Source organism: Microcoleus sp. PH2017_05_CCC_O_A (genome assembly GCF_020738785.1).
Classification (GTDB): domain Bacteria; phylum Cyanobacteriota; class Cyanobacteriia; order Cyanobacteriales; family Microcoleaceae; genus Microcoleus.
The window spans coordinates 82,945-104,895 of the sequence record NZ_JAEQCB010000008.1; the positions used below are offsets into that span (position 1 = coordinate 82,945).

The window sequence follows — 21,951 nt, forward strand, 5'->3', positions numbered from 1 at the left end:
AGAATCTTGAGATTGCCAATATTAGTTTTTTCACAACCAAATTTTCTGCTTGCCACAATATTTATTTTTATTAACTTAAATTGAGTTTTTCCGATGTTTTGACAACCAACTATATACTATGTTAAGACTTTAGCTATTAATCTTAGAATCTAAACGCAGTCACTCAATTAGTTAACAAAACCGGAGATAATTCGATGACAGAATCGTTTAAACGGAACTTTGGTTTAGGTCTTGTAGCAGTCAGTATATTATCTCTAATTTGTTTCGGCATAATAGGGATTGGCAGAGATGGCCAGCTAAATGCTGATGGTTCTGTACTTTACGCTGCTGGGCGTGCTTGGCTGAAGGGTTTAAATCCCTACAACCACGATATGCTGACTCAGAGTGTAGCGACAATAAAAGAAATTGACACGCTTCAAGATGCGGCTTTCTTTTATCCTCCTCAATCAGCCGCATTGTTTATGTTTGTCGGTCTTTTCGATTACCCTGTTGCCAAATTCGTTTGGCTATTACTCAACTTGCTGTCAATCGCAGCTATTATTGCGATGACAGTTCGCACCATCAACCAACATCAAAATAACAGTCAAAATCAACTCGGCAGTTTGGTGATGGCTGCGATGATTATCGGCAACCCATTCACTGCCCACGTTGTGTGGATGGGTCAAACTTCTTTGATGGCTTTTGCCGGGACAATGGCTGCTTGGTTCTTCAGCCAACGGCAAAAATTTGTATTGGCAGGTATCTGTTTGGGTATAGCCAGTTTTAAGCCGCAACTATGCTTATTGCTGGGTATTTGGTTTTTGCTAGAACGGAACTGGAAAATATTAGCTGTAGCCTTGGCAACGGTTATAATTATGAGCGCTTACCCATTGGTGCTGTACGGCGGGCCAGTTGGGATGCTGGCAGCATGGCATCAAGGAATTCTAGACAGCTATAGTTCTTTGCCTTTCAATCAACCGGGGTTTCAAGATAAAGTTGGTATGGAAAGTCTTTTCGCTTCTTTAGGCTTGAAGGTACCGGCTATCAAGATTGTGGCAGTAATTTTAGCGGTTGTGCTGTGGGTGTTTCGCAATAGAATTAATCGCGAAGATGTGTTGGCTCTGCTGATGGGTATATCCTTCACCTTTCTGGGATATACTCACGTTTACGATTATGTAGGTTTGTTCCCGATTCTGACTTCGCTGTGGCTGTATTGCAGCAATAACCGCAAAGCTTTGCTCGGCAGTATTGCCTTAGTTTTTCTGCTCTTTTTTCCGAGACGGATATTTTTAGCAGCGGGTTTGCCTTTTTTGATTCACTGGAGAACAATTGTTGTTTTAATTCTAGTAGTTGGTGTTGTTCTATTCAGCATGAAATCTAAATCGAGTGAGGGATTGCAACAAGAAATTGCTTGATTTTGGGTCGAGTTACCAGTGACGATATTTTTAACTGTCCACTGGCGACTCCCTTGCTCAAAACTCTCAAACAACTCCGTGCTTTTTAAACCAATCTTGCAGCTTTTTCCAAGCATCATTGGCTTCTTTTTCCCGATAAGTGGGGCGATAGTCGGCGTTAAAACCGTGGGGTGTATCTGGATAAAGCACAATTTCGGAACCGCTGGTACCAGTTTTGAGAAGTTGTTGCATTTTCTCGACTGTATCGTTGGGAATTAAGTCATCTTTGCCACCGTAAAGCCCCAATACTGGCACTTTCAAAGTTGCTGCAAGGTCGATCGGCTGTTTGGGAGTCAAAGGCGTAGAATCGCTAGCCAAACGCCCGTACCAAGCCACGCCAGCTTTGACTTTCGGGTTGTGGGCGGCGTACAGCCACACAATTCTGCCACCCCAGCAAAATCCGGTAATCCCTAACTTATCAATATTGCCCTTGGCTGACTTTTGCGCCCAATCGACGGTAGCATCTAAATCGGACATGACTTGAGCGTCGGGAACTTTCGAGACAACTTTACTGACAATTTCTTGAATGTCGGTGATTTTAGAAACATCACCTTGACGGGCAAACATCTCTGGGGCGATCGCCAAATAACCTAATTTAGCAAAACGGCGGCAAATATCTTGGATGTGCGCGTGAACCCCGAAGATTTCTTGAATCACTAAAATGACTGGAAAATTGCTACCGCTGGCCGGCATTGCCCTGTATGCTGGAATCTGCCCGTCTTTCACGGGGATTTTAACTTCACCTGCAACTAAATTCGTTGCATCTGTGGTAATAGTTGCCAAAGAAATAGGATGAACTGCTAATGCAAATCCGGCGGTTAATGCGGTGACAGTGATAAATTGTCTGCGAGTTAAATCTTTCATTGGTAATGGGGAATAGGGAATAGGGAATAGGGCATTGGGCATTGGGAATGGGGCATTGGGCATTGGGAATGGGGCATTGGTTATTGGGAAGAAGGCCCGCGCCGGGCATTGGGCATTGGGTATAGGGCATTGGGTATAGGGAATAGGAACCAACCAATAACAAATAACCAATAACAAATAACCAATAACAAATAACCAATAACAAATAACCAATAACTACTGACGAAATAGCCGATCGTGCTCTGGATGGTACAAGCGCGATCGCCCTTGGGCCTCTTTTCCCAAAGCCGGACTAATCACATACATCGTCGTTCTGATCAAATTATGTTCGCGAGTGGCGATCGCCATTTTGTCAAGAGGAACCAGCACAATCTTCTCATCAGGCCAGCCCAACCGATAACAAATCGCCACAGGCAAATCAGACGGGTAATATTCCATCAACTTAGCTTGAGCTTGTTCGACATGGCGCGCGCTCAAATACAGACACAAACTCGCTTGATGAGCCGCCAAACCAGCTAATTCTTCACGTTCTGGTACTTCAGTTCTGCCGCTAATTCTGGTCAAAATAATTGTCTGCACAACTCCGGGAACTGTCAACTCAATTTTAAGTTTAGCCGCCGCAAGTTGGAAAGCGCTAATTCCCGGAATTACCTCAAAAGCAATTCCCGCTTCAGCCAAAGCGTGCATTTGTTCGCCGACTGCGCCGTAGAGACAGGGATCGCCCGAATGCAGTCGGACGACGCTTTTGCCGGCTCGCACTCGATCCACCATCAAAGGTACAATCTCTTCGAGAGTCTTATCTGCCGTTTGGATAACTTCAGCATCCGCGCGCACCCCCTCTAAAATTTGCTTTGGAACTAGGGAATCGGCAAATAATATGACATCGGCCTGGGCCAGCAATTTTTGAGCCCTAACAGTCAACAAATCCGGGTCTCCGGGGCCTGCACCTACAATGTATACGCCTGGAATTAGGGATTGAATCTCTGTCAAACTCATTGCTGATAAAAAATTTGCGAAATTTACTGGCGTTTCCGGATGCACCTATTTTGGTTGGAAGTAAGGGATGGTAGATGCACCCTGGTTTTGAACCCTAGAGACTAACGTCTCTGGGGTTTTTTATTGATCCTCTGGGGATTTGGGAGCAACCTTTGTGCGATCGCCCGTGGCTGATACAACATCTGGCAAAGGTCGATCGAGCAAATAAAGCCAAGCCAACCCGCCAAAACCTAACACAATCCCAGTCAAACTTACCATCTGCGCCGTCCGCAGCGGCCCGAACATCAAACTATCAGTTCGCAACCCTTCAATCCAGACTCTACCGCAACTGTAAGCTGCGATGTAAACCAAAAACAAAGCACCTGTTTTTAACCTAATTTTGCCCTGCAAATCGCGGAAAAACAAAGTCAGCAGCAACCCAAATACTGTCAAATTCCACAGAGATTCGTAGAGAAAAGTGGGATGGAAGTATTCAAAATTAGCATAGGCGATCGGGCGACTGTTTGCCGGAATATAGAGTTTCCAGGGCAAATCCGTAGGACTGCCAAAAGCTTCGGAATTAAAGAAATTTCCCCAACGTCCGATCGCCTGACCAAGAATTGCCGAAGGTGCGATCAAATCGGCCAATTGCCAAAAAGAAACTCGCTGGATTTTCGCAAAAATCAAAGCTGCGATCGTGCCGCCCAAAATTGCGCCGTGAATGGCAATTCCGCCTTTCCAAATCGCAATAATATCTTCAGGTCTCTGGGCGTATTGCTGCCACTCAAAAGCCACGTAATAAATTCTAGCGCAAGGAATAGCGCCCAGAACCAGCCAAATTGCTAAATCGCCCAGCAATTCCGGGTTAACGCGGCGTTTTTCGGCCAAATATTGGGACAGACTGACCCCAATCAAAACGGCAGAAGCTATCAACAGCCCGTACCAACGAACGGCTACGGGGCCGAGTTGAAAGATAATCGGGCCCGGGGATGTGAATTGAAAACCTAAAGGCAGCGCAAGAATATTTAGCACCATGAAAGTTGAATTATTTTTGGTGGAAAGCTGTCAAATTTGCATACCCTTTCACAAACTACAGAGTTTATTTTAGGTGACTGCGGTCATTTACACGCAATATTTGGGGAATTTCGCCGAAAATTAACTTTGTTGTCGAGATTTCTGTTATTGCAACCTTGTTGACGTGACACGACGGACTCAAAGGCTACACTCAGAATCACAGAATTACCTTGCAATGCCTCCAGGAATATACAGCAGGTTGCAGGTTTAGGAAGTACACCCGCTTATCGAGCAATTCCCGTTGGGACAAGGCACTGCCCTCCATACTGCACTTCATAAACTGGGGATAGGCTGTAAGCATCAGTCGGGCTTGACATAAAAAAACTATGGGTGTTAGTATGCACTAATCAAAAAAATAATATTCTTTAGAAAAGAATTATGGTAAAATCCAAATTTTACATTCCTTCCTTGGACGGAATTAGGACGATTGCTTTTTTCATTGTCTTTTTATCTCATGCAGGGGGCGAGAATATTTTCCCTGGGGCCTTTGGTGTAACAGTGTTTTTCTTTTTAAGTGGATATTTGATCACAACTTTGCTGAGACGTGAATATGAACAAAACCAATTCATTAATTTAAAACATTTTTATTTACGACGTATTCTGCGAATTTTGCCTGGGTTTTATGTAATTTTATTCCTAGCATCTATCTTGACCTGGATAGGTGTACTTGAAGGAGAAATACAACTACCAGCTTTTTTAAGCCAGGCTCTCCATTATTATAACTATTATGTAACTTTTTTTGGTGGTTCCGGAGTAGCTCCTGGTACTCAGGTATATTGGTCTCTGGCGGTGGAGGAACACTTCTACTGTCTTTTCCCTTTTCTCTACATAAGTTTACTCAAAATGCGTGTGAGTCCCCAAAGGCAAATGTTAATTATTTGGGGGATTTGCTTAGCTATTCTAATTTGGAGATGTGTTCTAGTGTTTGGCAGGGGAGCAGATGAAAATAGCATCATTTTTTTATCAGATACGAGAATAGATAGTATATTGTTTGGCTGTGCATTAGCGGTCAATGGCAACCCAGTATTAGATGCTCCCTATGGCTCTGATAGACTGTGGAAGTATTTCGTACTACCAGCCGGAATTACTGTAATTATTTTATCGTTTATATGTGATTCTAGTGAATTTGAAAGTACAGTGCGTTACACTATTCAAGGTATTGCACTACATGGTCTTTTTATGGCTGCTATCCGTTTTCCCGATTGGGGAGTATTTCAAATTCTCAATTGGAATTGGATGCGGTTTATCGGTTTGCTTTCATACTCGCTTTATTTAGTACACCATACTGTAATTAAGGCTGTTTATCTTTATTTACCTCAAGTTTATGTGGTTTTGCAAGGAGCGATAAGTATGCTGATTTCCTTGATATTAGCCTATGCAATATATAGGTATATAGAGATGCCATGCGGAAAGCTACGCAAGCAGTTGTCATCCTCATCAAGTTAAGTGCCACAAAAAATTTACCAAGTCTATTTTCGCCAATTTCGTCACCGATAGGTGGCAGCTTTGGTCGAAAAGTTTTAATATAGAGGGTGGTTTTAAATTTTCTGATGACCTATGTCTCCTACTTCCGTTTCTCAGGTGTACTCTTCTGGTAATTCCAGGGATGCGAATCAGTCTCGCAAGACTGATGCTTTGGCTGTTGAGTCTGGTAAAATTCCGCCGTTGTTGGGCGCGAATTTGGCTGAGTTAACGGAGTGGGTACAGCAGCAGGGACAACCGGCTTATCGCGGGAAACAGTTGTATCAGTGGATTTATGAGAAAGGGGCGCGATCGATCTCTGACATTTCTGTATTCTCGAAACAATGGCGCGAGACTGTTGCTAAAATTCCGATCGGGCGATCGACTATTCATTTGCGATCGGTCGCACCAGACTCCACCGTAAAGTATCTCCTAAAATTAGCAGACGGTCAAATCATTGAAACCGTCGGCATTCCCACCGAAAAACGGCTGACAGTGTGCGTCTCAGCCCAAGTTGGCTGCGCGATGGGCTGCGACTTTTGCGCCACGGGTAAAGGCGGTTTCAAGCGCAACTTAGAAAAACACGAAATCGTCGATCAAGTCTTGACAGTACAGCAAGATTTCGGCCGCCGAGTCAGCCACATCGTATTTATGGGGATGGGCGAACCCCTGCTGAATTTCGATAATGTCGTAGCTGCTGTCAAGTGTTTGAATCAAGACGTAGGAATTGGACAGCGAAACATCACCATTTCCACAGTCGGAATCCGCAATCGCATCACCCAACTAGCTGAACATCAACTGCAAGTTACCCTCGCCGTCAGCCTCCACGCCTCCAATCAAAGACTGCGCGAAGAGTTGATTCCCAGCGCCCACCCTTATCCTTTGGGTGAGTTAATGGCAGAATGCCGCGAATATGTGCGATCGACTGGACGTAGGTTAAGCTTTGAATACGTACTCTTAGCTAATGTGAATGATTTACCGGAACACGCCGCCGAGTTAGCAAGTCAGTTGCGCGGCTTTCAGTGTCACGTCAATTTGATTCCTTACAATCCGATTCAAGAAGCTGAATATCAGCGGCCAACTCCCAATCGAATTAACAATTTTGTGACGGTTTTGAAGGAAAAGAAAATTGCAGTTAGCGTGCGATATTCTCGTGGTTTAGAAGCAGATGCCGCCTGCGGACAATTGCGGGCTTCGGAGGTTTAATAGTAGATTTTTACTGTTAGGTAAAATTGGTTCGTAGTGAGGACTTTAGTCCTCTCTCATTTGATGCGGACTAAAGTCCTCACTACGAACGTTTTTGATTGTGTTTGTGCGAGATGACATGATATTACAACACACTCTACAAGCGTTTAACCAGTATCCACCGCAACTCGATGGGCGGCGTTTCTTGCACGGGAAATAAATCGCGCCCACTCGCCCAACTGACAAACCAAGGCGTCGGCGGCCACGCAGAATCAGGCAAATGTTTTTGTTCGTATTCAATCACCGATTCATCGGCAATAATTTCTAACGGTAAACCCTCGATAGCTGCTTCCAATTCTTGTCTGGTAATTAAATAAGACCAACACAATTCTGACATTTGTTTTGCCATCTCATCTGGTTCATAGCCATCTACAGCTAAGAAAGTGCTGAACAAGATAAACCCGCCACTTAACACAGCATCGGACATTTTGCCGAGAAATAAGCGGATTTGTTCGGGATAGCGGAAGTGCGAGAGAACTTCGGTAGCAATCGCTAATTTGTACCGATAGGTTTTCATCCTCAATAAAGGATCTAAAACGTCGCCTTGGATGACATGAATCGGCAACTTTTCGGCGGTGGCTGCTGCTGAGAGTTTTTCGGCAAATATCGGCGTTAGCTCGATCGCATCCACGGAATGTCCTAACCTAGCTAAAGGCAGACTATTGCGCCCTGGGCCCGCACCGACATCCAAAATAGCTGCTTTACCCGGTTCCCCTAATTCGGCGACAATTGCCATGACTTTAGCATCGGGATGGCTGCCAAATAAAGGTTCGGGGCGAATATCCGGCCAGGTATGATATTTCTGGGCCATCGATTCGACTTGAATCTTGGTATTCAGAGTAATCCCGCCGCCTAAGCCAGTTTGGGGATTGGCGGGAAAGTATGAGACGATGAGATTAGCGTGGGGAGAATTTTTGAATCCTTCTGTTAAGGCGTTAGCGATTAATGTTCGCAAATTTTCGGTTTGGGCAGCGTCGAGGTTTTGTCCGAGAACTTTTAAGAAGTCTGAGAGTAATTTTAGATAGTCGTCTAGCATTGATGGCAAACAAGGTAGATAAAATTCTCCCTTGATGCCGATGTTCTTTTTGAGTCTTTCTTTGAGAATTAATTTCAGGCTATTAGAATCAGTCAGCGGCGGGCCAGTTTCGGGCGAGTCGCTGACAGGCAATTCTGGGGAAGATGCGGCACTGGTAGGGTTTTTAGTCACAATGTTTTCGATGATAACCGCGCAATTTGCGGAAAAGTGCGATCGACATTACGGACAATCATAACCTCGGTGGTTGCTCTCGGTGGCGAAATTTGGTATAATTGTCTGCTGCCAAGATTCAGACATTAAACAGGAGGTCGATCGGCAATAAGTGCGATCGCGCCTAACATAATTTTATGCTCTTGCACCTGAATTCTCGCGTGCAGCGTTTCTGGCGTATCATCAGGCAATACCGGCACCGCAGCCTGCATTAAAATCGGCCCGCTGTCTACTTCCAAATGAGCGATGTGCACCGTACATCCCGTTATTTTCACCTTAGCGGCGAGTGCTTGCTCAACGGCGCGAATGCCTGGGAAACTCGGCAGCAAACTGGGGTGAATGTTAATAACTTTGTCTGCAAAAGCATCAAGCAAAACTTTGGTAACAATTCGCATCCAACCCGCCATCACCACCCATTCTACATCATGGGATTGAAAAGTTTTAACAATTTTTGTATCTAATTCTTCGCGGCTTTTGCAATCGCGGTGATTGAGCAAAATCGAGGGAATGCCGTATTTTTCCGCTCTGGCGACAGCTTTAGCTTCGGGATTGTTGTAAATTAACACTGGGATTTTAGCGTTGAGTTGTCCCTGTTGGATGGCTTCGGCAATTACCTCGAAGTTGCTACCGCTACCAGAGGCTAAAACTCCTAGTTTTAACGGTGGATGAGTCGGATCGATCGCCGGAAAGCCAATCTCAGGAGAAATCAGGCTGGCAGTGGAATTAGTAGATACTGGGTTAACCGTCATAAGTTATTGGTTATTGGTTATTGGTTATTGGTTATTGGTTATTGGTTGTTGGTTGTTGGTTGTTGGTTGTTGGTTAACTGTCATACCAATTTAATGTGAAGTTGCATAGAATCGGATCCCCCTAAATCCCCCTTAAGAAGGGGGACTTTGAGAAAAATCTTGTCCCCCCCCTTATTAAGGGGGGTTAGGGGGGGATCGGATTTGGGAGCAGCCTCATAAAAAATTGTTATCAACTGTCAACTGTCAACTGTCAACTGTTTAAATAGCCTGAAAAACATTCAATCAGATTCTACAACAATACCATTAAAAAACTCTTCCCTCAGAAGCGAATAAATTTTCAGATCCCAATATCTGCCCTTGACAAATAGCTGCTGTCGCAAAATCCCTTCCAACTGCATCCCCACTTTTTCCATCACCCTCGCCGAAGCAATATTGTTAACTTCACATCTACCCACAATTCGATTTAGCAACATCTCCCGAAAGCCAAATTCAATAATTGCATTGACAGCCTCGCTCATGTATCCTTCTCTCCAATATCTCGCAGAAAGTGCATAGCCAATTTCCGCGCGGCTGTGCGTCATGCTCCATTCCACATATCCGCAAGTCCCGATAAACTTTTTCTCGGCTTTGTGGACAATTCCCCAATCTACAAGCTCTTTTCTTTTGTACATTTTTGTCAGAGACTTAAGAAAGTATTTAGTGTCTTCGATGGAGGTGTGGGTTGACCACATTGTGTATTCGGAGACTTCCGGGTTGGAAGCATACTCAAACATATCGCTGGCATCATTTAAAGTGATTTTTCGGAGCAGGAGCCTTTCAGTTTCTATAGTGGGTATATTTGCTAATATATCGAGCAATTTCATTTTGACATTGACCTATATTGTGATACCATTTAAAACTAAAAGCTAAAATTTACAAGCCAATGGTTCCGATAAAATCTGGGCGTTTTAACTGGTTGGACAATGAGTCGATCGCAGCTTGGACATTTCTGGCCCCAGCTTTACTGTTTCTGGGTACTTTTTTGATTTGGCCGATCGCCTATTTATTCTACCTTAGCTTTACCAGAGGCAGCTTTACCCAGTCGGGAGTGCGTTTGATTGGCGCCAATAACTACTCGCGCCTGCTCACAAATCCGGATTTTTGGCAAGTTCTCCAAAACACGATCTATTTTACAACCGCGACAGTCATTCCTAGTTTAATAATTCCGTTGGGTTTGGCAGTTTTGCTAAATCGCTCGTTTGCTTGGCGAGGAGCTCTCCGCACTGCTTATTTTATCCCTTCGATTACCTCTCTAGTGGCTGTTGGCTTGGGTTGGCGGTGGTTGTTTCAGACCGAAGGCCCGGTGAATGATATGCTAAGGGCGATCGGCTTAAATCCAATTCCTTGGCTCAGCAGCACAGTTTGGGCAATGCCAGTCATAATTCTGCTCAGTGTTTGGAAACAATTAGGCTTTAATATGGTAGTATTTTTAGCAGGATTGCAAGCAATTCCGGTAAATCGTTACGAAGCAGCAGAATTGGATGGAGCTAATGGTTGGCAGCAATTTTGGCACATCACTTTACCCGGTTTGCGGCCGACTTTAGTATTTGCTACCATTACTACAGCTATTTTTACTCTACGCAGTTTCGAGCAAGTCTATGTCATCACCGGCGGCGGCCCTTTGAACTCTACTAATTTGCTAGTTTATTATATTTACGAGCAAGCTTTTTCCCAATTCGATTTTGGCTATGCAGCCGCAGCAGCAACTTTTCTGATGGCGATAGCTTTGATATTAGTTTATATTCAGCTTCGAGTTTGGGGCGAAGATTCTTAACTAGCTACGAACACAGCTATTAGTGTCAAATTAAGAGGGTTCGCATCCCAACTACACACAAAGGTACGTTGTTGGGCTTTAGCCCTCTTTCGACGTATATATAAAGGAGGCTCAAGCCCAACTACACACAAAGGTACGTTGTTGGGCTTTAGCCCTCTTTCGACGTATATATAAAGAGGGCTAAAGCCCAACAACGTACCTAATTTTTATACTCCATTCCCAATTATCAATTATTAATTGTATATTCCATATGATCTGCTGTTTGTGCGGCTTGCGCTGTTCCCAAAAGCTTGCCGACAACGTGCAAAGACATATCAATTCCCGCAGCAATTCCCCCAGATGTAATGATTTTGCCGTTATCGACAAATCGCTGATTTTCAACAACAGTTGTATTCGGAGCTAATTCTCTCAACAAATCCAATGCCCCATGGTGTGTAGTTGCGGCCAAACCTTCCAACAAGCCAGCTTTTGCCAACAGCAGCGAACCCGTACAGACAGAAAGCACTAATTCTGCTGTTTGCGAACAATCTTTTATCCAGTTAATCACGGCTGAATTATCGATTAACTTTCTCGTGCCTAGTCCTCCCGGTACAATTAAAATATCGGGTGGCGGACAATCGGAAAAAGTACAATGGGGATTTACGCTCAAACCGTTGCGCGCGCTGACTGCACCGGGATTTTCGGCTACGGTAGAGACTGCAAAAGGTCGTGAATCCTTATTTAATTCTGATGTCACCGAAAACACTTCAAAAGGCCCGGCAAAGTCCAGTACCTCGACATCATCGAACATGAAAATAACTACGTTCCTAGTTGGCATAACACATACTTCTGATAGAGGTCAAAAATAGCAGCGATTTGTTAGAGTATAAATGCTATGATTTAAATCATTAAAGCTATGCCGAAAAATATTCGCCATCGCGACGCCATAAAAATCGGTTTTTTGTGTCTTGTTTGCGCGTTAGCAATTACTATTTCGCCAATTTTTACCCCGGCTCAATTGACCAGTCAATTAGAGTTTCGGATTACTCAATTAGAAAGTCAAATTGCTGAACTCCGCGGACAAATCAACAGTTTGCAGTCTCAAGGTTCTGGAGTTAATCGGCCTCAGTCTCCGAACCGTCCGAGTTCGAGCCGGACAAATCCTAGAATGCTTTCGGAAGATCCGATGTTTGACAATTTAGCAACTTTGGCAATTGAAACTAAGCAGGATGTGCTCAAAATTCAAGAGCGGTTGTCTAAGTTAGAAGCATCAAGAAATCGTTAGTCATTAGTCAGAAGTGCGAGCGTCCCCGCTCGCGAACAGCAGTCATTAGTCATTAGTCAGAAGTGCGATCGTCCCCGCTCGCGAACAGCAGTCATTAGTCATTAGTCAGAAGTGCGATCGTCCCCGCTCGCGAACAGCAGTCATTAGTCATTATTCATCAGGAAGAAGGAAGAAGGAAATAGTAAGAAGGAAGAGGGAAATATAGCCTTTCTCAAAAAGGTGAGGTATGACTGACAGGTTATATAACCACTGAAACCAAAAGGGCTGAAGCCCAACAACGTACCTCATCTTTCTGAGAACCGCTATAGTAAGAAGGAAAAGGTAAGTAGTAAGAAGGAAAAAGTCTCCCACTCTCCCACTCTCCCACTCTCCCACTCTCCCACTCTTCCCCTCTCCCTCTCCCTCTCTCCGACTTTGAGCTACCCAAAAGCAGGGTCTGCTCAAAGTCAACTTGCAGAACTATTCAATGATATGGAAATAATAGGCTGCAACCAGCAAATTGATACCTAACAGACCCAAAAACCAGGCTGCGCGAAAGGTGTAAGGGAATTTGCCCGTTTTCATCACGGAGTCGGATTTTAATTGGTTCTTTGCTATGTCTGCCATAATTCAAGCTCCTAATTCACAAGTCACTGTATTCACAAATAGCAGAGAGCGTCGCACATGACACAATCTAAGAGTGTTATTTTTTGTAACTAGGACTTGATACCGAGTTGAATTCAGATTGATTTCAATGGCTCTCTCCGGCGTGGTAGGAACTGCGGACTAGGGGCCCCGATCGCACTCGCTCAAACCCCATCTCGCGGGCGATCGACCCGAAACGGTCAAATTCGGCTGGCGTCCAGTATTTGCGGACTGGGAGGTGTTCTAGAGATGGTCTCATGTATTGACCGAGGGTGAGCCGATCGCACTTGGCATCCCGCAAGTCGGCCATCGCTTCCACAATCTCGGTCTCGGTTTCCCCGTGCCCCAACATCAAACCGGATTTGGTGGGAATAGTTGGGTCAAATTCCTTGACGATACGCAGAAGGTCGATCGAGCGATCGTACTTAGCCCCCCTCCGCACCGGCCCTTGCAATCGGCGCACCGTCTCAATATTGTGGTTGTAACAAGCCGGTTTTGCCTCCACCACCGTCCGAATCCGCTCCCGCTGCAACTCATCAAGCCCGGAATTCTCCCCGGGGGCGGGCACGGGGGCACCGCCCCTACCGATGCCTCCCCAAAAATCCGGCGTTAGTACCTCAACCTCAGTATCGGGGTTTAAGTGCCGGATTTGGGCGATCGTCAACGCAAACCAACCCGCCCCTCCATCCGGCAAATCGTCCCTCGCCACCGAAGTCAGCACCGCATAGCGCAAACCCAATAATTGCACGGCCTGGGCCACCTTTTGCGGTTCCTCGGGATCGAGGGGCATCGGAGAATGACCTTTATCTACTTGACAAAAAGCACAAGCACGGGTGCAAGTCGGCCCCATCAACAAAAAAGTCGCCGTTTTTTGGGCGTAACACTCGCCCCGGTTGGGACATCTGCCTTCCTCGCAAATCGTGTGAATTTGCCGCTGTTTGATAATTTTCTGCACTGCGGAAAGTTCGCTAGCTTTGCCAATCGGCCGTCGCAGCCAATCCGGCATCGCCTCGATTTCGCTCCGCATTTGAGCGGCAGTTGCTTTGACAGTAGGAGTTTGAGGAGTTTGGGGCGACATAAAATCTGCATAGCGATCGAGTTAATATATGCGATCGTATCCGAAATCAAAGTCCCTCAACTTGTAGGAATCTGACCCCAAATCAGAATCCGGATCAATTGCAGCTAAACTAAACTCGTTCAGAATTCTAGGTAGAATTCTCTTAGGGATATACTAAAGATTGCAAATCACAAGACCACACGGGAAGCGGCAAACTCAGAGACTTCATTCAGTCCTGAGAGGAAAGCGACTCGGAGGACTTTAGTCCCCGTGGTATGTAGTCTATAGCGCATCACGCGCAAACCTCGGTCTTTCAAGCCGGGGATGAAACGCAGCAGCAGCCGTTTGAAGGCTGCCATTACTCTAGATTAGAATTGAATTGTGCTAAACAAGTAGGCGTATCAACTTGCTGAACCATTCCTAGAACGGTGAAATTCCAGGCAGTAAGACACCCTCAGCATTTTAGACTGGGAAAGACTTGCAGCACAGCCAAGCAACGCAGGATGGGGAACGTACCGAACTGGCTTCGTGTTGAAAAGTGCGAACGAAAGCATAAAGCAAAAAAGTAGACGTAATGCTCATGGCGATCGTGGCGAAAGTCAGTGAGGTTGAACGTGTAGCGGCGATTTGACAGCGCCTTTAAGAACAATCGCAAGGCTGTTTCTTAAGAATCTCCGTTCCACTATAGTCGGAGAGTGTCAAAATCTAGAGGCAAGTAAGTAAATCTGTCTGCGTAACGAACTATCCTAGTACGGAGAAATTCCGGCCACTTAGTAAACGCATTGGGGCGTTAAACAAAAAGAGCAAGTAACAGCAGGATGGGAAGCGTACCGAACTGGCCAAAGTGATAGACCGAGAAAGCATTTGAAAAGGATAACGTAAGCGCGATTGCAGCATCGAAAGATAGTTGTTTTTAGCCAAAGCGAGGCACCTTGACAATGCCTTTGAAATTGGTTTCCGATCTATTCAAAAAATCTCAGTGGCTCTCAATGGCCCTGAGACCCTCAACACTCATTACTGAAGGAGTCAGTCGTGGCTGGTCAAAAAATCTTGGTAATCGATGACAGTAAAGTCATCCGCGTTCGAGTTCGAGAGATGTTACCTCAAGGTAACTTTGAAGTTCTAGAAGCAAAAGACGGCGAAGAAGGACTCAAACTGATCCGTGAAGCCCGACCGAATCTAATTATGTTAGATTTCCTACTGCCCAAAGTCAGTGGTTGGGAAGTGTATCAAAAAGTGCAAGCCCATCCGGTGCTTTGCAAGATACCTTTGGTGATCATGTCGGGGCGCGAAGAAGAGGTGATGGAGAAAATTCCAAAACCCTTCGAGAAGCATTTCTTTGCATTCATCGCTAAACCTTTTGAGAAAAAGCAGCTAACCGAGGCGATCAAATCGGCGATGGTACTGGCTAAAAAGAAACCAGTACCAGAAGCCCCTGCCGCCGCCACTGCTGTACCGAGTTCTGGAGCCGGTGCTGCCGAAATTCAGGTGATGACTAAGCAAATGGCGAAAATGCAAGCGGAAATTGATGCACTCAAAAAACAAATGACTCAGGTGATTACGATCATCAAGCAGATGAAATCGAAATAATTCTGCGGTCTTTTACAGGTACTCGTGCAGAAGACACTCATGTAGAAGGAAACTTCTACACGGTGAAACTTTCTCACTTTATTTCAATGGGTTCCTTCTCTCCGCAGTTTTTTTGCTAAATTTGTCGATCGCGCGCGATAGCCAACCGCCTGCAACCGATTTCTCACAATCTCAGTGGGAAAATCAATTAAAAGTTAAAAATCAAACCAGGGAGGAAATCAATTATTAATCTTTATTAAGATTTTTTAATTGCCGCTCGTGCCACGCTCAACTATCAACTCCTCAGTCTCATTTTTTTGGTTAATGACTAACGACTATTCCGATTTTTTGCCTCAACTGCGTGCCTCAACTGAGCAATTGTTGAAAAGATTAGACTGCTTCGATCGAGCCCAGGTATTAGCGATCGGAGATTTGACCTTGGACGAGTTTCTTACCGGACAAGTAGAGCGAATTTCCCGCGAAGCACCTGTGTTGATTTTGCGCTACGAGAATACTCGGCAATTACCCGGAGGTGGCGCAAATGCTGTCTACAATTTAGCCAAACTGGGAGGCAAAGTAAAAGTTGCTGGTTTGGTAGGAAAAGACGACCAGGGAAAGGCTTTGTGCGGTATTTTTGAGGCGGCGGGAATTGATACGGCTGGGATTTTAATCGATTCGCAGCGTCCAACCGTTACCAAAACTCGCATTTCCGGGCACGCGCGGCAGTCGGTGACTCAACAAATTGTCCGAGTCGATCGCAAATCTGACGAGTTGCCGGATTTAGACTTGCAATTGCAATTAGCAGACTACATCCGGCAGCAAATTCCGACAGTCGATGCGGTGGTTTGTTCCGACTACGGCGACGGAGTTTTGACTCGTTTGGCGATCGAATCGGCAGTGGTTCCCGGCAAAACAATTGTAGACGCTCAAACAAATTTGCAGCGATATTCTGGAGCGATGCTGTTTACTCCGAACTTACCGGAAGCCGAGCAAGCAGTCGGATATGCTATCAAAAACCCTGAAACTTTAATGCAAGCAGGACGCGATTTATTGAACTTAACTCAAGCTCAAAAAATCCTGATTACTCGCGGCGAAGAAGGGATGAGTTTGTTTGAAAGGGTGAAGGTTGAACCAATCAAAAATTCACCCCCTCCAACATCCACTTGTGAAAACGGGGAATTTGCCATTCAAAGCTGGGATATTCCCCCTTTTAACAAGACTGATGTCTTCGATGTAACTGGTGCTGGAGATACAGTCGTAGCAGCAATGACTTTAGCTTTGTGCGTCGGTGCATCCGGTTGGGAAGCAGCAGTTTTGGGCAATTTGGCCGCTAGCATTGTCGTGCGTCAATTCGGTACGGCGACGACGACAGCACAGGAAATGAAAGAAGCTTTGAAAGCAATGGTTTATGAGTAGTTATTAGTTATTGGTTATTGGTTATTGGTTATTAGTTATTAGTTATTAGTAATTGGTAATTGGTGATTGGTAATTAGTCATTTTGTAGGGTGCGTCGCTGTGAATTTTTTGATAGAACAGCAGAGATTTGTGAAGGATCCGCACCTGAATATTATGTGGTGCGGATCCATGAGATTGTCTATCTTCTTTGGGAATTTGTGAAGGATCCGCACCCTACTCACTAATTCCCAATGACCTGTTTGGCCAATGCCCAATTCCCAATTCCCAATAATTACTTACTCTTCTTCAAAATTTGTCCCTTGTCATCAATCATCAAACCAGTATTAGGAAAATCGCTCTTTGTCAAACGGCGAATCAACCCCACAGTCCGAAAATCTTCATCCACTGAGGGAATACCTTGGCTGCTAAGTTCGATGGGGATAATCTTACCAGAAACAAAATCCCCTTTTGGAGTCATTTTTACATCCAAAATCAGAGATTGTCCCAGTGCTCCGGCTGTGGACAAAGTGCGATAACCCATGAAATTGCCCAGGGAATACGCGATCAATTTCCCTTTGTAAAGTTCCAAAGCTCTTGTAACGTGGGGGCCGTGTCCCAAAATCAAATCTGCTCCCGCATCAATCATCGTCCGCGAAAACAACACCATATTTCCCCGGTTTTCTCCGTAAAAGAACTCATTTCTATTGTTCACATTCTGAGCTCCGGTTCCTTCAGCTCCAGCATGAACTGAGATGACTACAATATCAGCCTTTTGCCTCGCTTTTTTGACAACTTCTGCCCCCGCTTTCAGTTCCAGCAAGGAATTGTGAACTTCGCCGTAGTTGCTGAAACCGATAAAAGCAACATTGACGCCCTTGACATTTTGATAAACAATTTGATCTCTTTTGCCAACAGCCTTCATGCCGTTGCTGTCGATGTTTTTGATCGTGTCCTTAAATCCCTGCTCGTTAAAATCGTAGGAGTGATTGTTGGCAATATTCAAGATGTCAAAACCAACATCTTTGAAGATTTTGGCATAACTCGGAGGCGTCCTAAAGGCAAACAGCATTCCTCCGCCGCCTCCTTTGGAACTGTAAGGATAATCGGTCATCGTGCTTTCAAAATTGCCAAACAGAATATCGGCTCCTTGTAGGTAGGATTTTACCGATTCAAATAAACGCTCCTTATTTTCCGGGAGTTTATTGTAGGGGAAATTGGTGCCGGGGATCATGTCGCCAACTGCTTTGATGCTGACAGTTGCGGGCAAATTTGCAGGTATTTTTGCTGCCTGGGATGGTGATTGCGATGCGGGTTTGGCGGCGGATGCTGACGCTAGGATAGATTCCTTGCGGGATGGCTTTGCCGCGCCTACTTTTTGTACCGCAGGCTTTGAGATGACATGGTTAATTGTAGCGGTGCTTGAGGATTTATTGAATTGAGAACCGAGTACAAAGCCTGCTATCGGTACGAAAATCAGGCTGAGAGTACCGACTGACAGCCAAGATTTTTTAGTTTTACGACGGGCTAAATCTGGTAGCGGTGATGGCTGTTGTTGGCGTTGGTTTGTGGCTTTGGGAGTTGGGATTGTATCTGGCGGCTGTGATGGCTTTTGTTGGCGTTGGTTTGTGGTTTTGGGAGTTGGGATTCTATAGGATTTGCGGGGGGATTTTTCTGGTATTTGAATGGGTGGGGTTGTGATATTTTGAGGTGTTTCTATTTTGGGCAAAATTACAGGAATTGGGGCAGTGGGTACACTGGCGACAGCTACAGGAATTTTGACAGGGGCTACACTCACTGGTGCGGTTACGGTTACGGGTGTGGCTACACTCACTGATGCGGCTGCGGTTGCCGGTGCACTAGCCAAGCGTTGTTTTAATTCTACCGTCTGAGTCCAAGCGGGCAATTGCTCGCCTTCGCGCCGCCCGTACACTGTTAATCCGTAAATGTTATTTGGTTGCAGTCGCTGCAACCCTTTGATTGCGACTCGGAGACAGGCTTCTTCTGCGGGCAATTGTTCTGCTTCCAGCAGGAGGTGCAGGGTTTTATTTTCCAAGCTGCCTTTAGCCGTGACGCCGAAGGTTTGGAGTGCTTGGCCGATCAGAAATGCGATCGCCCTGGCATCGCCTTCTTTTGCTAAATTTAAGATATCTTGTTGGCTCACAAATGCCTCTACTCTCACACGAGAAATTTAGCTCGATCTTATATCAGATTTGCGAAACACGATTAAATGCCGATCGACTGAACTTAACTAACTAGGTACAAATAAACATACTGAAAACATTCGGTGTCGCAGCCCGAAATACACTCAAAAACCAGATTTCTCCTTGCCGCTACAAATCCCCCTTGTCCGAGTACCCGTTAAGATGAATCCCCAATGACTTACGAGTAAACCACCTTCAACGGAATCTGTTCAACGCCCGATCGCGCCAGCAACTCCATTCGCTCGCAAAATCTTTTCCATCCAGATCGATTTCTCAGCACAATGCACCCAGCAGAGCCGGGAACGTTGGCATCGAAATGGATTCCTAACTCTGATCGAGTTCGCCCGCCGGGAGAGACAACCGGATCGGGGGTGATGTGGAAAAACAGCCCCTCTATGCCGCGGGTGTCCGACCAATAAGGCCTTGTAGGAATTTCATAATCGAATCCTTGCGGTATCGGCCCCTTGCCACGCTCCCATTCGTCCCCAGGCTGTTGCCAGCCCGCGCAGCCGGAAGTTGCAAGGTAGTCGATCGGCTTTCCGTCCGGATAAACAAGTTTGAGGTTGCCGTACAAAAGCTCAGTGGCAGGTTTTAACTGCATTGTAAAAATCAGCTTGTGTGGTGTCATTTGCTTTGAATTTCTATAATGCGATCGCGCAGTGCACCAATCAAATAGTCTGTTTCGCCGATCGTCTCTGTAAATCCCTGTTTTCCCTGCAAATAACCTTTGTCCTCGGACAATTTAGCTATCGCATCAACCAACTCTATTAAAGTTGGATCTGGAACTGCGAGTAAAGCTCTGGCAGTAATTCTTGGCATTCTTAACGCTCTCTCAATCCAGAATTTCCTGCAATCCACTGCTCAACACTATCCAGTCTTTTTTCGTGAAATTCTAGAGTTTTCTCTATTTCTGTCTGATGCTTAGCAACAGCAACCGCCCCTTTTTGGATTTCCGTTAGAGACTTCCAGACTAAGACCATCAACCCAAGAATGCAGCTTACTACAGCCAAATCAATCGTTAGTAAAGTAGAAGTAAAATTCATGGGCTATTGTAAATTTCAAGGGTTAACTGAATTTGCTTGTGCCACGGCGCAGGCTCAAACTTGATCCGATATTCCCCAGTGAGTTCAGGAAGTGAAATTAGCGTAGTTCTATTTAGAGGCACTTGCCAGCGTGACCCTTCAAAGTCAACCTGAGCACTACCATTATTCAATACTTGAGTTAAAGTTCCTCCCAGCCACCAGCGGGGCTTTGCCACCGAAGAACTGGCATAAGCCCTAATGATGTGCTGAGAAAAAGATCCCGGAATCAAAATCCTGCCAATACCTTGTTCTAGCCCTACCGCAGCAGAATGCGTACCGCTGTAAATAACTTCCCAATTAGACTGGTTGTCAAGACTCATTTACTAATCAATTAGAAATTCCTCGACCCCTTTGAAATCGTCTTTGTATCATTCCAATTGCTCGGGCGGTACGTACATATCGCCGTACCGCCATACAAATACTTGTTAGTTAGGGTGTAGCTTTAGGTTTTTTCTTCTTGCTTTTTGTTCCAGTTGCAGTAGCTGCTTGTTCGGTTTCTGTGGTAGCAACATCTGGATTTGCTGAGGCTGCTGCAACAGTTGCAGAGGCAATAGGATAAGTCCTTCCGCCTTTAATTGAGAAAAAAGGCTCAATTTCTCCAGCCCCTACCGTTGCAGTAGTTGCAATTTTGGTAGCGGGAATCAGTTCGCCCAAAATATCAGCTATTTCGGCAACTGTCAAAAATGAGGGAAACGTAAAAGATAATTTTCGTTTATTTCCCTTAGTTGTTTTCAAGCCAGTGGTTAAAGAAACCTTTCTTGCGTTAGGACGGCCAAAAGCTAGGTAAACCGCTTTACTTGCTGGAACTGTTACTTCCCCCGTGCTTCCGTCTGCTTTGATATAGCTTCTTGTGTAACCTGCTCTGTCTGTCACATCTTCGGGGCTCGGAGTGTAACTTCTGCTTTTGATGTCAAGAAAATCTGCTACGCGGGGAATGCAACTGCAAGTTGTCCGAAAGTCAAACAAATGATTGTTTTTGCTGGTTTCTACAGCTCCATTAATTGCTGCCGGATAACCGAGAATTTTCTGCCCCACTTCTTGACTTTCATTCTTGAGTGCAGCCGCAGTTGAACACGCATGCAGCGATTTCATGAAAAATTCACACATCGTAAATTCTTCTGGAAGATTTCCGATTTGTTCCCACCAGGCTTTTAAAGTTTCATCTTCAATGGCTGCAATCATTTCCGCAAGAGTAATGTCGTTCATGTTTTTTGAGAAATTTCAGTTATTTGCTGGGTTATTTTCATTGTAATTATTTGTGTTAATCTGTCAATGCCTAAAACCCTTGTGGCTTGTGGCTTCCAGCTACAAAACATTTTGTACAACCCTAGGGTTGTACAAAATGTTTTATAAATGAATAGCGGTTATTGTAAATTTTTATTGAGCTACCCTAGAACGGGTAAATTGATGGGTTCATTTTCAGGCCACAAATCCATCTCGATCCTCTGCTCGTCCCAGACGCGATCGGACAAATCTTCCCGACCTTAATCTTCCCGACCTTCTAAATCCTGCGATCGTTTGCGCCATACCAAGACGGCCTTGCTTGGATAAACGATGTAAGGCTGTTGCCTGCGTCGCGCAGTTGGATTTGTGTAGCCCGAGTCGCGAACGCCGTTCGGTACAATTTCGGCAGTGGAAAGCGCCAGCAACTCTTCAATTTTGTTCAAGCCCTCATTTTCTGTGTTCGCGTAAACCTGCATCTGACGGCCGTTGTTGAGTTGCGCCGTCACCAATTTTTGCCCGCTAGTGTACAGCTTGGCAGCTAGCTTAATTTTGTCCCAAGTCAAGCTGCGCTTTGCATCGGGAATTGTCACCTGTCGCTTGCGAGCTCGTTTGCCGTCCGGCATTACCCAGGGCGGCTGCTGCTTTTCTTTGAATTCAATGATTAGATAGCGTTCT

At 45.3% G+C, this 21,951-nt stretch carries 23 protein-coding genes; 7 read left to right on the forward strand and 16 right to left on the reverse strand.

From position 1 onward, the window contains the following. Positions 1-194: 194 nt before the first annotated feature. The gene (locus JGK20_RS03045) at positions 195-1,394 is read left to right on the forward strand and encodes a glycosyltransferase family 87 protein (RefSeq protein ID WP_293185030.1); all 1,200 of its coding nucleotides are present in this window, start codon (positions 195-197) and stop codon (positions 1,392-1,394) included. A 66-nt stretch (positions 1,395-1,460) separates the two neighbouring features. On the opposite strand, the gene JGK20_RS03050 is transcribed toward JGK20_RS03045, so the two are convergent. From JGK20_RS03050 to lgt, 3 genes are all read right to left on the reverse strand, one after another. After that, positions 1,461-2,297, reverse strand: coding sequence for a dienelactone hydrolase family protein (locus JGK20_RS03050; RefSeq protein WP_293185031.1), 837 nt, complete (start codon positions 2,295-2,297; stop codon positions 1,461-1,463). A 216-nt stretch (positions 2,298-2,513) separates the two neighbouring features. After that, on the reverse strand, positions 2,514-3,293 hold the full coding sequence (cobM, locus tag JGK20_RS03055; RefSeq protein ID WP_293185032.1) for a precorrin-4 C(11)-methyltransferase: 780 nt from the start codon (positions 3,291-3,293) through the stop codon (positions 2,514-2,516). A 120-nt stretch (positions 3,294-3,413) separates the two neighbouring features. After that, positions 3,414-4,307 carry a prolipoprotein diacylglyceryl transferase gene (lgt, locus tag JGK20_RS03060; RefSeq protein ID WP_293185033.1) on the reverse strand — a complete coding sequence of 298 codons (894 nt, stop codon included), beginning with the start codon at positions 4,305-4,307 and terminating at the stop codon, positions 3,414-3,416. Positions 4,308-4,724: 417 nt separating this feature from the next. On the opposite strand from lgt, the gene JGK20_RS03065 reads away from it, so the two are divergent. Further along, a complete protein-coding gene (locus JGK20_RS03065) occupies positions 4,725-5,792 on the forward strand; it encodes an acyltransferase (protein WP_293185034.1) in 1,068 nt (355 codons plus the stop codon). Between the two features lie 111 nt (positions 5,793-5,903). Then, positions 5,904-7,013 carry a 23S rRNA (adenine(2503)-C(2))-methyltransferase RlmN gene (rlmN, locus tag JGK20_RS03070; protein ID WP_293185035.1) on the forward strand — a complete coding sequence of 370 codons (1,110 nt, stop codon included), beginning with the start codon at positions 5,904-5,906 and terminating at the stop codon, positions 7,011-7,013. 136 nt (positions 7,014-7,149) lie between these two features. Here the strand turns inward: rlmN and JGK20_RS03075 are convergent, their stop codons facing one another. From JGK20_RS03075 to JGK20_RS03085, 3 genes are all read right to left on the reverse strand, one after another. Beyond that, positions 7,150-8,259, reverse strand: a complete 1,110-nt coding sequence (locus JGK20_RS03075; RefSeq protein ID WP_293229327.1) for a class I SAM-dependent methyltransferase — start codon at positions 8,257-8,259, stop codon at positions 7,150-7,152. Positions 8,260-8,384: 125 nt separating this feature from the next. Beyond that, the gene (gene purN / locus JGK20_RS03080) at positions 8,385-9,047 is read right to left on the reverse strand and encodes a phosphoribosylglycinamide formyltransferase (protein WP_293185039.1); all 663 of its coding nucleotides are present in this window, start codon (positions 9,045-9,047) and stop codon (positions 8,385-8,387) included. 278 nt (positions 9,048-9,325) lie between these two features. Next, positions 9,326-9,910: a GNAT family protein gene (locus tag JGK20_RS03085; RefSeq protein ID WP_293185041.1), complete on the reverse strand. Its 585-nt coding sequence runs from the start codon at positions 9,908-9,910 to the stop codon at positions 9,326-9,328. A gap of 59 nt (positions 9,911-9,969) precedes the next feature. Here JGK20_RS03085 and JGK20_RS03090 point away from each other — a divergent pair, with 59 nt between their 5' ends. Continuing rightward, positions 9,970-10,860: a sugar ABC transporter permease gene (locus JGK20_RS03090; protein WP_293212537.1), complete on the forward strand. Its 891-nt coding sequence runs from the start codon at positions 9,970-9,972 to the stop codon at positions 10,858-10,860. A gap of 226 nt (positions 10,861-11,086) precedes the next feature. Here the strand turns inward: JGK20_RS03090 and JGK20_RS03095 are convergent, their stop codons facing one another. Continuing rightward, positions 11,087-11,677 carry a DJ-1/PfpI family protein gene (locus JGK20_RS03095; RefSeq protein WP_293196722.1) on the reverse strand — a complete coding sequence of 197 codons (591 nt, stop codon included), beginning with the start codon at positions 11,675-11,677 and terminating at the stop codon, positions 11,087-11,089. Between the two features lie 78 nt (positions 11,678-11,755). On the opposite strand from JGK20_RS03095, the gene JGK20_RS03100 reads away from it, so the two are divergent. Beyond that, positions 11,756-12,124: a hypothetical protein gene (locus JGK20_RS03100; protein ID WP_293190404.1), complete on the forward strand. Its 369-nt coding sequence runs from the start codon at positions 11,756-11,758 to the stop codon at positions 12,122-12,124. Between the two features lie 459 nt (positions 12,125-12,583). On the opposite strand, the gene psaX is transcribed toward JGK20_RS03100, so the two are convergent. Both psaX and JGK20_RS03110 read right to left on the reverse strand, forming a co-directional pair. Next, positions 12,584-12,730: a photosystem I protein PsaX gene (psaX, locus tag JGK20_RS03105; protein WP_293185047.1), complete on the reverse strand. Its 147-nt coding sequence runs from the start codon at positions 12,728-12,730 to the stop codon at positions 12,584-12,586. Positions 12,731-12,854: 124 nt separating this feature from the next. Beyond that, positions 12,855-13,826: a lipoyl synthase gene (locus JGK20_RS03110; protein WP_293185049.1), complete on the reverse strand. Its 972-nt coding sequence runs from the start codon at positions 13,824-13,826 to the stop codon at positions 12,855-12,857. A gap of 1,011 nt (positions 13,827-14,837) precedes the next feature. Between JGK20_RS03110 and JGK20_RS03115 the strand changes: the two genes are divergently transcribed. Further along, entirely contained in the window at positions 14,838-15,395 is a 558-nt protein-coding gene (locus tag JGK20_RS03115; protein WP_293185050.1) for a response regulator, read from the forward strand. A gap of 303 nt (positions 15,396-15,698) precedes the next feature. Further along, positions 15,699-16,790 (forward strand): PfkB family carbohydrate kinase, encoded by a 1,092-nt coding sequence (locus JGK20_RS03120; protein WP_293185051.1) that lies wholly within the window; start codon positions 15,699-15,701, stop codon positions 16,788-16,790. A 271-nt stretch (positions 16,791-17,061) separates the two neighbouring features. Here the strand turns inward: JGK20_RS03120 and JGK20_RS03125 are convergent, their stop codons facing one another. The 7 genes from JGK20_RS03125 to JGK20_RS03155 all read right to left on the reverse strand — a co-directional run. Then, positions 17,062-18,930, reverse strand: coding sequence for a CapA family protein (locus tag JGK20_RS03125; RefSeq protein ID WP_293229328.1), 1,869 nt, complete (start codon positions 18,928-18,930; stop codon positions 17,062-17,064). Between the two features lie 218 nt (positions 18,931-19,148). Further along, a complete protein-coding gene (locus JGK20_RS03130) occupies positions 19,149-19,598 on the reverse strand; it encodes a hypothetical protein (protein ID WP_293229330.1) in 450 nt (149 codons plus the stop codon). Continuing rightward, complete coding sequence (locus JGK20_RS03135) at positions 19,595-19,789, reverse strand: hypothetical protein (RefSeq protein WP_293185055.1); 195 nt, start codon at positions 19,787-19,789, stop codon at positions 19,595-19,597. The genes JGK20_RS03130 and JGK20_RS03135 overlap by 4 nt, the downstream gene beginning before the upstream one ends. Before the next feature lie 2 nt (positions 19,790-19,791). Further along, complete coding sequence (locus tag JGK20_RS03140; RefSeq protein ID WP_293185057.1) at positions 19,792-20,013, reverse strand: hypothetical protein; 222 nt, start codon at positions 20,011-20,013, stop codon at positions 19,792-19,794. Beyond that, a complete protein-coding gene (locus JGK20_RS03145; protein ID WP_293185059.1) occupies positions 20,010-20,372 on the reverse strand; it encodes a hypothetical protein in 363 nt (120 codons plus the stop codon). Before JGK20_RS03145 ends, JGK20_RS03140 begins: the two co-directional genes overlap by 4 nt. A 109-nt stretch (positions 20,373-20,481) precedes the next feature. Continuing rightward, positions 20,482-21,258, reverse strand: a complete 777-nt coding sequence (locus JGK20_RS03150) for a hypothetical protein (protein ID WP_293229332.1) — start codon at positions 21,256-21,258, stop codon at positions 20,482-20,484. Positions 21,259-21,536: 278 nt separating this feature from the next. Beyond that, positions 21,537-21,951: hypothetical protein (locus JGK20_RS03155; RefSeq protein ID WP_293229334.1), on the reverse strand; the 415-nt coding region annotated here is incomplete at its 5' end.

Bases quoted from the DNA above. Each gene is read 5' to 3' on its own strand.
- lgt (WP_293185033.1), bottom strand. From the start codon at position 4,307: ATGGTGCTAAATATTCTTGCGCTGCCTTTAGGTTTTCAATTCACATCC.
- JGK20_RS03095 (WP_293196722.1), bottom strand. From the start codon at position 11,677: ATGCCAACTAGGAACGTAGTTATTTTCATGTTCGATGATGTCGAGGTA.
- JGK20_RS03045 (WP_293185030.1), top strand. From the start codon at position 195: ATGACAGAATCGTTTAAACGGAACTTTGGTTTAGGTCTTGTAGCAGTC.
- psaX (WP_293185047.1), bottom strand. From the start codon at position 12,730: ATGGCAGACATAGCAAAGAACCAATTAAAATCCGACTCCGTGATGAAA.
- JGK20_RS03085 (WP_293185041.1), bottom strand. From the start codon at position 9,910: ATGAAATTGCTCGATATATTAGCAAATATACCCACTATAGAAACTGAA.
- JGK20_RS03120 (WP_293185051.1), top strand. From the start codon at position 15,699: ATGACTAACGACTATTCCGATTTTTTGCCTCAACTGCGTGCCTCAACT.
- JGK20_RS03150 (WP_293229332.1), bottom strand. From the start codon at position 21,258: ATGAACGACATTACTCTTGCGGAAATGATTGCAGCCATTGAAGATGAA.
- JGK20_RS03145 (WP_293185059.1), bottom strand. From the start codon at position 20,372: ATGAGTCTTGACAACCAGTCTAATTGGGAAGTTATTTACAGCGGTACG.
- JGK20_RS03110 (WP_293185049.1), bottom strand. From the start codon at position 13,826: ATGTCGCCCCAAACTCCTCAAACTCCTACTGTCAAAGCAACTGCCGCT.
- purN (WP_293185039.1), bottom strand. From the start codon at position 9,047: ATGACGGTTAACCCAGTATCTACTAATTCCACTGCCAGCCTGATTTCT.
- JGK20_RS03130 (WP_293229330.1), bottom strand. From the start codon at position 19,598: ATGACACCACACAAGCTGATTTTTACAATGCAGTTAAAACCTGCCACT.
- JGK20_RS03140 (WP_293185057.1), bottom strand. From the start codon at position 20,013: ATGAATTTTACTTCTACTTTACTAACGATTGATTTGGCTGTAGTAAGC.
- JGK20_RS03090 (WP_293212537.1), top strand. From the start codon at position 9,970: ATGGTTCCGATAAAATCTGGGCGTTTTAACTGGTTGGACAATGAGTCG.
- cobM (WP_293185032.1), bottom strand. From the start codon at position 3,293: ATGAGTTTGACAGAGATTCAATCCCTAATTCCAGGCGTATACATTGTA.
- JGK20_RS03050 (WP_293185031.1), bottom strand. From the start codon at position 2,297: ATGAAAGATTTAACTCGCAGACAATTTATCACTGTCACCGCATTAACC.
- JGK20_RS03100 (WP_293190404.1), top strand. From the start codon at position 11,756: ATGCCGAAAAATATTCGCCATCGCGACGCCATAAAAATCGGTTTTTTG.
- JGK20_RS03065 (WP_293185034.1), top strand. From the start codon at position 4,725: ATGGTAAAATCCAAATTTTACATTCCTTCCTTGGACGGAATTAGGACG.
- JGK20_RS03135 (WP_293185055.1), bottom strand. From the start codon at position 19,789: ATGCCAAGAATTACTGCCAGAGCTTTACTCGCAGTTCCAGATCCAACT.
- rlmN (WP_293185035.1), top strand. From the start codon at position 5,904: ATGTCTCCTACTTCCGTTTCTCAGGTGTACTCTTCTGGTAATTCCAGG.